This window comes from Flavobacterium sp. LS1R10 (assembly GCF_003968825.1).
Lineage (GTDB): Bacteria > Bacteroidota > Bacteroidia > Flavobacteriales > Flavobacteriaceae > Flavobacterium.
Genome location: NZ_RYDH01000004.1, coordinates 255,708 through 268,582 on the forward strand (window position 1 = coordinate 255,708; position 12,875 = coordinate 268,582).

Annotated in this window: 13 protein-coding genes; 11 read left to right on the forward strand and 2 right to left on the reverse strand. The window is 35.4% G+C overall.

Annotated elements, in window-relative coordinates:
* The first annotated feature begins 34 nt into the window (after nt 1–34).
* The 7 genes from murB to EKL96_RS09800 all read left to right on the forward strand — a co-directional run bounded on the left by murB (nt 35) and on the right by EKL96_RS09800 (nt 7,174).
* Entirely contained in the window at nt 35–1,048 is a 1,014-nt protein-coding gene (gene murB, locus EKL96_RS09770; protein ID WP_126461499.1) for a UDP-N-acetylmuramate dehydrogenase, read from the forward strand.
* A 78-nt stretch (nt 1,049–1,126) separates the two neighbouring features.
* Nucleotides 1,127–1,741 (forward strand): FMN-binding negative transcriptional regulator, encoded by a 615-nt coding sequence (locus tag EKL96_RS09775; protein WP_126461502.1) that lies wholly within the window; start codon nt 1,127–1,129, stop codon nt 1,739–1,741.
* Nucleotides 1,742–1,853: 112 nt separating this feature from the next.
* Complete coding sequence (locus EKL96_RS09780; RefSeq protein WP_126461505.1) at nt 1,854–2,960, forward strand: glycosyltransferase; 1,107 nt, start codon at nt 1,854–1,856, stop codon at nt 2,958–2,960.
* The gene (locus EKL96_RS09785) at nt 2,951–3,502 is read left to right on the forward strand and encodes an RNA polymerase sigma factor (protein WP_126461508.1); all 552 of its coding nucleotides are present in this window, start codon (nt 2,951–2,953) and stop codon (nt 3,500–3,502) included. Before EKL96_RS09780 ends, EKL96_RS09785 begins: the two co-directional genes overlap by 10 nt.
* Before the next feature lie 630 nt (nt 3,503–4,132).
* The gene (gene lipA / locus EKL96_RS09790) at nt 4,133–5,002 is read left to right on the forward strand and encodes a lipoyl synthase (RefSeq protein WP_126453603.1); all 870 of its coding nucleotides are present in this window, start codon (nt 4,133–4,135) and stop codon (nt 5,000–5,002) included.
* Between the two features lie 67 nt (nt 5,003–5,069).
* On the forward strand, nt 5,070–6,080 hold the full coding sequence (gap, locus tag EKL96_RS09795; protein ID WP_126461511.1) for a type I glyceraldehyde-3-phosphate dehydrogenase: 1,011 nt from the start codon (nt 5,070–5,072) through the stop codon (nt 6,078–6,080).
* 422 nt (nt 6,081–6,502) lie between these two features.
* Nucleotides 6,503–7,174, forward strand: coding sequence for a response regulator (locus EKL96_RS09800; protein WP_233579288.1), 672 nt, complete (start codon nt 6,503–6,505; stop codon nt 7,172–7,174).
* A gap of 3 nt (nt 7,175–7,177) precedes the next feature.
* Here the strand turns inward: EKL96_RS09800 and EKL96_RS09805 are convergent, their stop codons facing one another.
* Entirely contained in the window at nt 7,178–7,990 is an 813-nt protein-coding gene (locus tag EKL96_RS09805) for a purine-nucleoside phosphorylase (RefSeq protein ID WP_126461517.1), read from the reverse strand.
* Complete coding sequence (gene lpxK / locus EKL96_RS09810; RefSeq protein WP_126461520.1) at nt 7,962–8,987, reverse strand: tetraacyldisaccharide 4'-kinase; 1,026 nt, start codon at nt 8,985–8,987, stop codon at nt 7,962–7,964. The genes EKL96_RS09805 and lpxK overlap by 29 nt, the downstream gene beginning before the upstream one ends.
* 126 nt (nt 8,988–9,113) lie before the next feature.
* Between lpxK and EKL96_RS09815 the strand changes: the two genes are divergently transcribed.
* From EKL96_RS09815 to rluF, 4 genes are all read left to right on the forward strand, one after another.
* Entirely contained in the window at nt 9,114–10,208 is a 1,095-nt protein-coding gene (locus tag EKL96_RS09815) for a Nif3-like dinuclear metal center hexameric protein (RefSeq protein WP_126461523.1), read from the forward strand.
* A gap of 3 nt (nt 10,209–10,211) precedes the next feature.
* Nucleotides 10,212–10,991: a zinc ribbon domain-containing protein gene (locus EKL96_RS09820; protein ID WP_126453591.1), complete on the forward strand. Its 780-nt coding sequence runs from the start codon at nt 10,212–10,214 to the stop codon at nt 10,989–10,991.
* A 39-nt stretch (nt 10,992–11,030) separates the two neighbouring features.
* Nucleotides 11,031–11,879 (forward strand): alpha/beta fold hydrolase, encoded by an 849-nt coding sequence (locus tag EKL96_RS09825; RefSeq protein WP_126461526.1) that lies wholly within the window; start codon nt 11,031–11,033, stop codon nt 11,877–11,879.
* A 109-nt stretch (nt 11,880–11,988) separates the two neighbouring features.
* Complete coding sequence (gene rluF / locus EKL96_RS09830; protein WP_126461529.1) at nt 11,989–12,801, forward strand: 23S rRNA pseudouridine(2604) synthase RluF; 813 nt, start codon at nt 11,989–11,991, stop codon at nt 12,799–12,801.
* Nucleotides 12,802–12,875 lie beyond the last annotated feature (74 nt).

The following is a 12,875-nucleotide window of genomic DNA, read 5'->3' on the forward strand; positions in this document are numbered from 1 at the left end:
GCAGGATTCAACAACACAAAACGCCCTTTCTTTTATGGAAATAGTACCTAATTTCTCTTTAAAAAAATACAACACATTTGGTATTGAAGCCAAAGCAAAACAGTTTGTCGCCATTCATTCTATACAGGATTTGATAACTATTTTACAAGAAAATAAAACGCAGCAAAAATTTATTTTGGGCGGAGGTAGCAACATGCTTTTGACAAAAGACATTGATGCCCTTGTGATTCATATCGATTTGAAAGGCAAAAAAATCCTTGAAGAAAACGAAGACTTTGTGTGGGTCAGAAGTCAGGCGGGCGAAAACTGGCATGAATTTGTGCTTTGGACCATCGATCAAAATTTTGGAGGATTAGAAAACATGTCACTAATTCCCGGAAATGTAGGGACTACGCCGGTCCAAAACATTGGTGCTTACGGAACTGAAATCAAAGATACTTTTGTTTCCTGTGAAGCAATGACGGTAGCAAATCAGGAAATAAAAATTTTCACAAAGGACGAATGTCATTTTGGTTACCGGGAAAGTGTTTTCAAAAACGAAATAAAAAACCAATACATCATTACATCAGTTGTTTTTAAATTGACTAAAAAGAACCATAAAATCAATACTTCTTACGGCGATATTTCGGCTGAATTAACCAAAAATAACATCAGCAATCCGACTTTAAAGGACGTCAGCAATGCTGTAATTACCATTCGACAAAGCAAATTACCCGACCCGGCAGTATTGGGAAACAGTGGCAGTTTCTTTAAAAATCCGATTCTGTTAAAATCCGATTTCGAAAAAATTTACAAGAAATTTCCTGAAATGAAATATTTTGATATTTCAGAAACTGAAGTAAAAGTTCCTGCTGGATGGCTGATAGAACAGGCCGGTTTCAAAGGAAAACGTTTTGGCGATGCCGGAATCCATAAAAATCAAGCGCTGGTTTTAGTGAATTATGGTCATGCAACCGGACAGGAAATTTTGAATGTTTCTAAAAATATTCAGGACACTATTTTTAAAATTTTTGGCATCCATATTGAGGCCGAAGTAAATGTGATTTAGGTGCTTGGCATTAGTCCAATAAATTTTAAAATCGTTTTACTAATCCCTATTCCTAATTCCCAAAAACCCAATCCTAAAATGTACACTCCAGAAATCTACAAAAACGAAAATCAGGAAGAAATCAAAAAATTTCTGCAAGAGAATAGTTTTGGTATTTTAATCAATCAAACCAATGGGAAATTGTGTGCCACACATATTCCTTTGGAACTGGAAACCAACAAAGAAGGCAAGGAAATTTTATGTGGGCACATTTCTAAAGAAAACCCACAATGGAATGGTTTTATAGACAACGACGAAATTTTAGCTGTATTTTCCGGACCTCACAGTTATATTTCTTCTTCTTGGTACGATCATGAAAATGTTCCAACATGGAACTATATTGCGGTTCATGTGTACGGAAAAATAAAAATTATTGAAGGAGAAGCCATCATTGAATCCTTAAAAAAACTGGTCGATAAGTACGAACAGAATTCTGAAAACCCGATTCGTATAGCAGATTTATCTAAAAAAACCATGATGCAAACTCGCGGTATTGTCGCCTTTGAAATTGAAATAACTGAAATTCAAGCCACAAAAAAATTATCTCAAAACAGAGACGAAAAAAACCATCAAAACATCATTTCTGAGTTAGAAAAAACAAAAGATTTTCAGTCAATAGCAGTTGCAAATGAGATGAAGAAATGCCCACTATAAATTCTTTTAAAAATCATAATTTATAATTTACAATTCCTAATTCTATTCATACCTTTGCACTCTGCCGTCCCGAAGCTTCGGGATCGGGGATTTAAACACTCATTAAACTCAGATGCTTATACTAATTCTTTACTTTTTTATTTTTATTATTGCGGTTCAAATTTTATATTATCTAGGTGTTTTTGGGAAATTTGCTTTCGCCAAAATCCAAAAAATAACACCAAAAAGAATCCCCATTTCAGTTATTGTTTGTGCCAAAAACGAAGAAGAAAATGCAGCAAATTTCATCCCTTTACTGGCGGAACAAAACTATCCTGATTTTGAAATTGTCTTGATTGACGATGCCTCAAGTGATGCTACTCTGGCTATTTTTGAAGGTTTTGAAAAACAATATCCAAATATTCGTTTGGTAAAAGTACAAAACAACGAAGCCTTTTGGGGAAACAAAAAATATGCGTTGACATTAGGAATAAAAGCCGCAAAAAAAGAGTATTTACTATTCACTGATGCGGATTGTTATCCCACTTCAAAGGACTGGATAACAGCCATGAGTTCTCAATTTACGATGCAAAAAACTATCGTGTTGGGGTATGGGAAATATGAAAAAATTGCCAATTCTTTCCTGAATAAAATAATTCGTTTTGAAACTTTGTTAACCGCGATTCAATATTTTTCCTGGGCAAAAACAGGACATCCGTACATGGGTGTAGGAAGAAATTTAGCGTATAAAAAAGAAGAGTTTTTCAATGTAAATGGTTTTATTGATCACATGCAAATTCGTTCCGGTGACGATGATTTATTTGTAAACCAGGCGGCAAATGCTAGAAATACCACTATTGCTTTCACGCCGGAAAGCATTACGCTTTCCAGACCAAAAAAAACTTACAAAGACTGGCTGATTCAAAAAAGACGACATGTGGCTACGGCAAATTATTACAAACCTTTTGATAAATTACAATTAGGTCTGTTTTACTGTTCGCAATTGTTATTCATTTTATTGCCCATTGTATTGCTGTCTTTTCAATTCCAATGGATATTAGTGCTTAGTTTAATTGCGCTTCGGTATCTTGTAACATGGATTGTCATCGGATTTTCGGCAGGCAAATTAAAAGAAAAAGATGTTGTATATTGGTATCCAATAATTGAATTGGTATTGCTATTTACTCAAATCAATATTTTTATAACAAATACATTCTCAAAACCAGTCCATTGGAAATAAACGAACAGATAGAAAAAGCAAAACAAGGCGATCAAGTTGCCTTCACTTTTCTGTTGAATCATTACTGGAATGAAGTATATGGTTTTATGCTGAAACGCACCGAAAACGAAACCAATGCCGAAGATATCACCATTGAGACGTTCTCGAAAGCTTTTGATAAAATAGCCACTTACAATGCGGAATTCCAGTTCAACACCTGGCTTATTGCTATTGCAAAAAACGTTCACATCGATTTATTGCGGAAAAAAAAATCGAGTCTTTTTGTAGAAATTACCGATGAACACGACCAGCAAGCCTACAATATTGCCGACACTACTCCATCTGCGGAAGATGAATTGATAACGGAACAAAATCTTTCCCGATTACTGCAATTCATTAAAGAATTGAAACCCCATTATCAAGAGGTGATACAGTTGCGTTATTTTCAGGAAATGAGTTACCAGGAAATTGCTAACAAGATTGATGAGCCGCTAAGTAATGTCAAAATTAAGTTGCTTCGTGCCAAGAAATTATTGGCAGAAATCATTAAAAGTAGAAGGTAAATTTATCTTAAAGAATATAGCAAATCTATTTTTTGATTTTCAAATTTATTATCTAAACCAAAAGAATATAAAAGCCTCAAAATTATTATTGGAAATATCAAAAAGGGTAACTTACTTAAAAAGTTTATCTTGTTTTTTAAATTCAATATATGTCTATTATCAGACTCGTCACTATTCCAAAAAAAGTAAAATAAACTAACGGTCTTCCTATAATATCTCCTTCTTTATAATTACTTACATATCCTTGAGAATTTTCTACATCTTCACAACCATGAAAAACATATACTTCATTATTCCATAAAACTCTAACAAATTGAATAATTCCAAAAATGAAATAGAAAACAAATAGCAGATATAAAAAAGATTCCATTCATTTTGAAGCTTTTTTATACCTGATTTTTTTTACGAGTGTACCTTAATCTAATTGAGCTCTGATGGTAGTGGTATCCCTTGCCGCCATTTCGAGAAACATAGCAAAAAGCATGGATATACCGAAAATCAGAACGACTACTTCCTAAGAAAAGCGACTCTAGTACTGCCAAAGTATCCGTATCTCTTTATTCAAATAAACAACGAAACGAATCTACAAATAAACTCTATTCCTTATCTTTGTACTTTGAAAATTTAAATATGGAAATAGTTTTAGAAAATACTTTACCAACTGCAAAGCCAAAATGGTTGAAGGTAAAACTCCCAATAGGAAAAAAATACACTGAGCTTCGTGGCTTAGTGGACAAATATAGCTTAAATACAATTTGTGCCTCCGGAAGTTGCCCTAATATGGGTGAATGCTGGGGTGAAGGAACAGCAACTTTTATGATTCTGGGAAACACTTGTACGCGCTCTTGTGGTTTTTGCGGGGTAAAAACAGGAAGACCCGAAACCGTAGATTGGGATGAGCCCGAGAAGGTAGCGCGTTCTATCAAAATCATGAATATCAAACACGCCGTGATTACCAGCGTTGACAGAGATGACTTAAAAGATGGCGGCTCAATCATTTGGATAGAAACCGTAAAAGCCATTCGAAGAATGAACCCCAATATAACACTGGAAACGCTGATTCCTGATTTTCAAGGTATCGAAAGAAATATTGACCGTATCGTAGAAGCCAATCCTGAAGTAGTTTCGCATAACGTAGAAACGGTACGCCGATTAACCCGTGAAGTCCGCATTCAGGCAAAATACGACAGAAGTTTAGCCGTATTACGCTACTTGAAAGAAAAAGGAATTAAGAGAACAAAATCAGGTATTATGCTAGGTCTGGGCGAGCAGGAAGCCGAAGTTTTTCAAACCATGCGGGACTTGCGGGAAGCCAATGTGGATATTGTTACAATAGGTCAGTACTTGCAACCCAGCAAAAAACATTTGCCGGTAAAAGAATTCATAACACCCGATCAATTTGCAGTATACGAGAAATTTGGTTTAGAACTAGGGTTCCGTCATGTAGAAAGCGGACCATTAGTTCGGTCCTCTTACAAAGCACAAAAACATATATTATAAATAGTTTCTTCGTTTATTTGTTTAATCGGTTAACCAAATAAACGAATAAACGAATAAATGAATCCATTTGAAAACAAGAATTGCCATAAATGGTTTTGGAAGAATCGGCCGAAATTTATTCCGATTACTTTTAAACCATCCCTCAATAGAAGTTGTTGCCATAAATGATATTGCCGACAAGAAAACAATGGCCCATTTAGTGAAATATGATAGTATTCACGGGGTGTTACCCTTTACGGTCAGCGATGATGAAAAAGGAATTCTGGTAGACGGAAATCATTTTTTGTTTTTCCATGAAAAAACTATTTCCAATCTGGACTGGAAAAGTGTAGACATTGATTACGTAATCGAATCCACAGGTAAATACAAGACTTTTGAAGCGCTGAATGCCCATATCTTGGCTGGGGCCAAAAAAGTAATCCTTTCCGCACCATCAGAAGTAGACACTATCAAAACAGTCGTTTTAGGTGTCAATGACTGTATACTTGACGGAACGGAAACCATTATATCAAATGCCAGCTGTACTACCAATAATGCCGCTCCAATGATCAAAGTAATCAATGACCTTTGCGGTATAGAACAAGCCTACATTACTACGATTCACTCGTACACCACAGACCAGAGTCTGCACGACCAACCACATAAAGACTTGCGTCGCGCCAGAGGAGCAAGTCAATCTATTGTACCCACAACAACTGGCGCTGCAAAAGCGTTGACAAAAATATTTCCCGAGTTTGAAGGTAAAATTGGCGGTTGCGGCATCCGGGTACCTGTCCCTGACGGCTCCTTGACTGACATCACATTCAATGTAAAGCGCACAGTAACAATACAGGAAATAAATGCCGCCTTCAAAAATGCTGCACAAACTACTTTAAAAGGTATTTTAGATTATACCGAGGACCCAATTGTTTCAGTTGATGTCATTGGCAATAAAAATTCTTGTATATTCGATGCTCAACTCACTTCGGTTATTGATAAAATGGTAAAAGTAGTTGGATGGTATGATAATGAAATTGGTTATTCATCCAGAATAATTGACCTAATACTATTGACAGAAAATAACCACGAAAAAATTTAATTACAAATGAATTATTTTTTCGTGTTTATTATTGTTTTTTACTCCTCACTGTTTCCTCAATCTACAGAGAAAACGGACAGTATTTTATATTACACTAGTTAAGGAACTCCAGCATTCAAACTAACAATTAAAAGAGGCACTGCTACACCCTCAAAAAGCAATCCTTTATGCGACTCGAAATAAAAACATAGAAGATCAAGCACTTCAGAATTATAATCTGGATAAAATTTATTTTGATTTAAAAGAGTATGATAACAACATAGAAACGTTCTCTAAGAGCGCGACTTTATTTTCAAGTTTTAAACCCCTCTGAATGCCATCAACGGAATTACCCATTTGTTATTGGTAGAAAACCCAAATGAAATTTAATCAACAATGCGCTAAAATTTACACAAAACGGAGCCGTACACGTAATTACCAAACTGCACTCTTTGCAGAATGAAAATGCAACTTTATATTATGAAATTACTGATACCGGAATTGGAATCCCCGAAGATAAACTGGCAAGTGTTTTTGACAATTTTTCCCAAAGTTCCATAGAAGTAAATCGAAAATATGGCGTCACGGGGCTAGGATTAACTATTATAAAAAAATTAATTAAAATACTGGGTGGCCAAATTAAACTAAAAAGTACTGTAGGAGAAGGATCTACATTTTCATTCCTGCCGGACTTTAAAATAAGTGAGCAACCGTTACAAGAGGAAACCAAACCAAAAGCAAACTATGATTCTAAATTATTATATAAAAAAAAACTTTTGGTAGAGGACAATAAAATTAACCAAATGATCACTAAAAAGATGCTGATCAATAAAGGAATCATTTGTGAATTAGTTGACAATAGGGAAGATGCCATTGATTTAGTTCGGAAAAACAAATTTGACTTGGTTCTTATGGACGTTCATTTACCGGGTATCAACGGCACGATCGCTACAGAATTGATTAGAATATTTGATAAAACCACCCTCATCATAGCGTTTACGGCGATCACATTGCATGAAAACCGCAAAATGCTCTTGTCTTTTGGAATGAATGAAGTCATTACAAAACCGTTCGCCCCAGAGGAATTTTACATAACAATCGCTGAATACATCTAGTCATTAATAGTTTAAAATCAATTCTTTAATAAGACTCCTCACTTGCGGTTCAGCTTTTTTTGCTGCTTCCAATACTTCATCGTGTGAAATAGTGCCAATACTTTCTTCATTACCCATATCCGTAATTACAGAAATTCCAAAGGTCTCCAGATCCATGTGACGGGCCACAATTACTTCAGGAACGGTTGACATCCCAACACAATCTGCACCAAGAATCTTGACCATTCTATATTCAGCCAAAGTTTCAAAAGTAGGCCCTTGAAGCCCCAGATAAATTCCTTCATGAACCTCGATATGAAGTTGCTTAGCTAATTCAGTCGCTTTTGCAATCATTTTTCTCGAATACGGCTCACTCATATTTACAAAACGAGGCCCAAAACGTTCGTCATTTTTCCCACGTAAAGGGTGCTCCGGCGTCATATTGATATGATCCGTAAGCATCACAATAGAGCCTACTTTATAAGCCGGATTCACACCGCCTGATGCATTTGAAACCACTAATTTCTCAATCCCTAAAAACTTCATCACTCGCACCGGAAAAGTCACTTCAGTCATCGAATAGCCTTCGTAAAAATGAAACCGTCCCTGCATGGCCACTACTTTCTTACCGCCTATTGTTCCAAAAACCAAGGCCCCTTTATGACCTTGTACCGTCGATACAGGGAAATTTAAAATTTCATTGTAGGGCAGTGTATATTCTACCTTCATTTCATCGGTAAAACTCCCTAATCCTGATCCTAAAATCACACCATATTCTGGCGTAAAATCAATTCTTTGCTTAATGTAACTAACGGTTTCCTGTACTTGTTCCCACATAATCTGTAATTGTTTTATCAAAATTTTCACTCCCGGAAATAAAAGTACTTTTTATAGGCAGATAAAAGAGTTGTCCGCTTGGTAAACTTCCTTTCAATCGCATATAATCTTTTTCGGTAGTGATAATCATGTTGTTTTGAGCTAACTTTTTAATTTCTAAAATGTCTTTATCGGTAAAATTATGATGATCCGGAAAAGACAAACAGACCTCATTAGTATCCTTAAAATAGGCGAAAAATGGTTCCGGTTTTGCAATTCCTGCCACTAGTACCTTAGCAGCATCTTGAATTTCATTCCCCTTTATCTTTAAATTTTCACCATAAATATAACCATCGTATGTTATAAAAGTAAAGTATAATTCTTGATTTTTACCAACTTTTAGCCTCTTTTTAATGTCATCCTGCTCCTCAAATGAAAGGTTATGAGGACATTTAGTCACCATAATCACATTCGCTCTTGCCGCTCCGCTTTGGCTTTCGCGTAAATTCCCGGTTGGCAACATACAATCATCCGAATATAAATCACCATAAGAAGTCAATAAAATATAAAAACCCGCTTTTACTTTTCGATGTTGAAAAGCGTCATCAAGCAAAATCACTTCTGGTTTTATGGATTGCGAAAGCAATTGCTCTATTCCATTTTTTCTGTCGGCATCAACCGCAACTTGAATCGATGGGAATTTTTGATAAAACTGAAAAGGTTCATCTCCCAAGGTTTCTGCATTCGAAGTGGCTTCTGCCAAAATAAAACCTTTAGATTGCCTTTTATAGCCTCTACTTAGTGTAGCAATTTTATATTTATCCGAAAGCAAGCGAATCAAATATTCAATTTGGGGCGTTTTTCCGGTTCCTCCAACACTAAGATTCCCAACAGCAATAATGGGCAATTCAAACGAGTATGATTTTAAAACCCCTTTATCGAAAAGAAAGTTTCGAATACACGTTACTAAACCATACAAAACGGCAAAAGGGAATAGTAATTTTCGAAGTAAATTCATTTTACGAAAGTAGAATAAATTATCTTTGATTTAAAAATCTAACACAGATTTCACAAATTTTCGCAAATTAAAAATAACTTTGAATCTGTGTATAAATATATATCTGTGTAAATCAGAGTCAAAAACATGAAAATCAAAGAAATAATAGACGTACTCGAAGAAATGGCGCCACTCGCCTATGCTGAAGATTTTGACAATGTAGGACTATTGGTTGGCGATCAGGAAACGGAGGCTACAGGTATTTTAGTTTGCCATGATGCTTTAGAAAATATAATTGACGAAGCAATTGCAAAAAAATGCAATCTGGTGGTTTGTTTTCATCCCATCTTATTTTCTGGATTGAAAAAAATAACGGGTAAAAACTACGTGGAACGCGCTGTTATCAAAGCCATAAAAAATGACATAGCTATATATGCCGTTCACACTGCGCTAGACAATCATCAAGAAGGTGTAAATAAAATATTTAGTGATGCATTAGGATTAATACATACTAAAATCCTGATTCCAAAGCAAAACTTCATTCGGAAATTAGTAACCTACACGATTCCTAAAAATGCGGAAGAAGTACGAAATGCCCTCTTTGACGCAGGAGCGGGAACGATTGGGAATTATGCAAATTGCAGTTTTAATTCGAAAGGAATTGGAACCTATATGGGAAACGAGCACAGCAATCCGCAGGTTGGAGAACGATTTGAATTTGTACAAGGTGACGAAATCAAAATCGAAGTCACTTTCGAAAAACATTTAGAAAAAAAAATCCTGAAAGCCTTATTCAATAGCCACGCCTATGAGGAAGTGGCCTATGAAATTTATGAATTGCAAAACCAACACCAAAATATTGGCTTAGGCATGATAGGCGAATTAAAAAATCCCATGAATGAAAAAGAGTTTCTGCTTTTTGCAAAAGAAAAAATGGAGTGCGGCGGAATTCGGCATTCCGGTTTTACAGGTGCAACAATTAAAAAAGTAGCTGTGCTTGGCGGAGCGGGAAGTTTTGCCATAAAAAATGCAATTCAGGCCGGAGCAGACGCCTATTTGACTGCCGATTTGAAGTACCATCAATTTTATGAGGCCGAAAACAAGTTGCTTTTGGCCGATATAGGACATTTTGAAAGCGAACGTTATACAAAAAATTATATTGTTGAGTATCTTCGGAAAAAAATCCTTAATTTTGCAGTTATTTTATCAGAAGAAAATTCAAATCCAGTTAAGTACTTATAGAATATGGCGAATACGAAAGAATTAAGTGTTGAGGACAAGTTAAGAGCAATTTATGATTTACAACTTATTGACTCTAGAATTGACGAAATCAGAAACGTAAGAGGAGAACTTCCTTTAGAAGTAGACGATTTAGAAGATGAAGTTGCAGGTTTAAGCACCCGTTCAGAAAAACTGAAAGGAGAACTCGAAGTTGTTGAGGATCTAATCAAAGTAAAAAAGAATGCAATTGATGAGCACAAAGAGTCCATCAAAAAATATACTAAGCAACAAGAAACGGTTCGTAACAACCGAGAATTTAATTCGTTGACTAAAGAAATTGAATTTCAAGAATTAGAAATTCAGTTGTCTGAAAAACAAATTAAAGAAATGAAAGCTTCAATCGAACACAAGAAAGAAGTAATTTCTAGTTCTAAAGAAAGATTAGAAGCGAAGTCAAATCACTTAAAGCATAAAAAATCAGAGTTAGACGCCATTATGGCAGAAACAGCTAAAGAAGAAGCGTTCTTAACTGAGAAATCACAAGAATACCAAGCTTTAATAGAAGAACGATTGCTAAAAGCGTACACTAGAATCCGAACAAGTGTTCGCAATGGTTTAGCTGTTGTTTCTATCGAAAGAGGAGCCTCTGCAGGATCTTTCTTCACGATACCCCCACAAACACAGGTAGAAATTGCTTCCAGAAAAAAAATCATTACTGATGAACACTCCGGAAGAATATTAGTCGACAGTGTATTGGCTGACGAAGAAAAAGAGAAAATGGAACAATTGTTTTCTAAATTCTAATTATAGTTAAGTCCCGATACCAATCGGGACTTTTTTTTTATGAAAAAAATACTTTATTATCTGTTTACTAAAACTATTGGATTATACGTAAATTTATTAAGCTACGTATTTCTTGACAAGGCAACCCAACTTGCTTATTCTCTTTTTAGCGAACCCCGAGAAGGCAGGCTTACTGCTGCAAAACTTCCTAAAATACTACAAGAAACAGCTGCGGAAACTTTTCAGCATAACGGACACGACATTCAAACCTATACTTGGAAAGGAAATAATACTGTAATACTCCTCGTGCATGGATGGGAAAGCAATGCCTCACGCTGGAAAAAAATGGTACCCTATTTAAAAAAATCCGGTAGTACAATCATAGCAATCGACGCTCCTGCTCATGGCTTATCAAGTGGAAAGGAATTTAATATTCCCCAATATGCTAAATCTATTGATTTTATAGTTCAAAAATTTAAACCGCAATACCTAATTGGCCATTCCTTAGGAGGAAAAACCTGCTTGTATTATCAATCTGTTTATCAAAACAACACTATTGAGAAAATGGTGATTTTAGGATCGCCGAGTGATTTCAAAATCATTCTCGATAATTATATTGCAATGTTGAGTTTAAACTCTAAAATTTCAAAAGGACTTGAAGCACATTATCTACACCATTTTAAACTAAAACTTGAAAAATTCTCAGCCAAGCATTTTGCTACTAAAATAAAAACAAAAGGATTAATCGCTCATGACACTAATGATACAGTTGTTTTATTTGAAGAAGGAAAAAAAATAGCCAGCACCTGGAAAAATTCTATTTTCATTGAAACTAATGGGTTAGGGCATAGCATGCATGACGATGGGTTGTATAAAAAAGTCTCCCGCTTTTTATTTGAAACGGAGTAAAACAAACACCATCAGAATAGTATGATCGTTATGCCATTTCTGCTTTGTCCAAATGACAAAGATTATACAAAACTCCTATAACTATTTCCAAATTCATTACTTTTGTATCATGGAAGAAAATCTAAAACGACTCAATAAATTCATAGGAGAAACCGGGTATTGCTCCCGCCGCGAAGCTGACAAAATCATTGCAGAAGGTCGAGTAACCCTCAATGGAGTTGTACCGGAATTAGGCACTAAAGTTTCACCAAATGATGAAGTGCGTATTGACGGTAAACTAATCCGTGAGAAAAATGAAAAACCTGTATATCTTGCTTTCTACAAACCGGTAGGAATTGAATGCACCACAAATCTGGAGGTTCGCGATAATATTGTAGATTACATTAATTATCCCACACGTATTTTTCCTATAGGACGATTAGACAAAGCCAGTGAAGGATTGATTTTTATGACCAATGACGGCGATATCGTCAATAAAATACTACGTGCAAGAAACAATCACGAAAAAGAATATACCGTAACGGTCAACAAACTCATCACCGATCGTTTTATTGAAAAAATGGGAAATGGCATACCAATTTTAGACACCGTCACCCGAAAATGTAAGGTAGAAAAAATTAGTTCTACCATTTTTAAAATCGTGTTGACACAAGGTTTAAACCGTCAAATTCGTAGAATGTGTGAATACCTGGGGTATGAAGTTACGGCATTAAAACGCATCCGAATTATCAATATTTCGCTGGACATTCCTGTGGGTCGTTTCCGTGATTTGACTGATGCCGAAATCAAAGAATTAAACGAACTCATCGAACCTTCGATCAAAACCGAAGAAGCCAGTTTACCAAAAACAGAAGTACCAAAAAGAAGAACGGAATTTATCAAAAGAGATGATCCTAGATTTAAAGGACGAGGCGATTATTAAAAAACAATTATAAATAAAAAACCCAGAGCTAGTCTGGGTTTTTAGAAACCATTTTAAAGCGTACTGAATAGCAC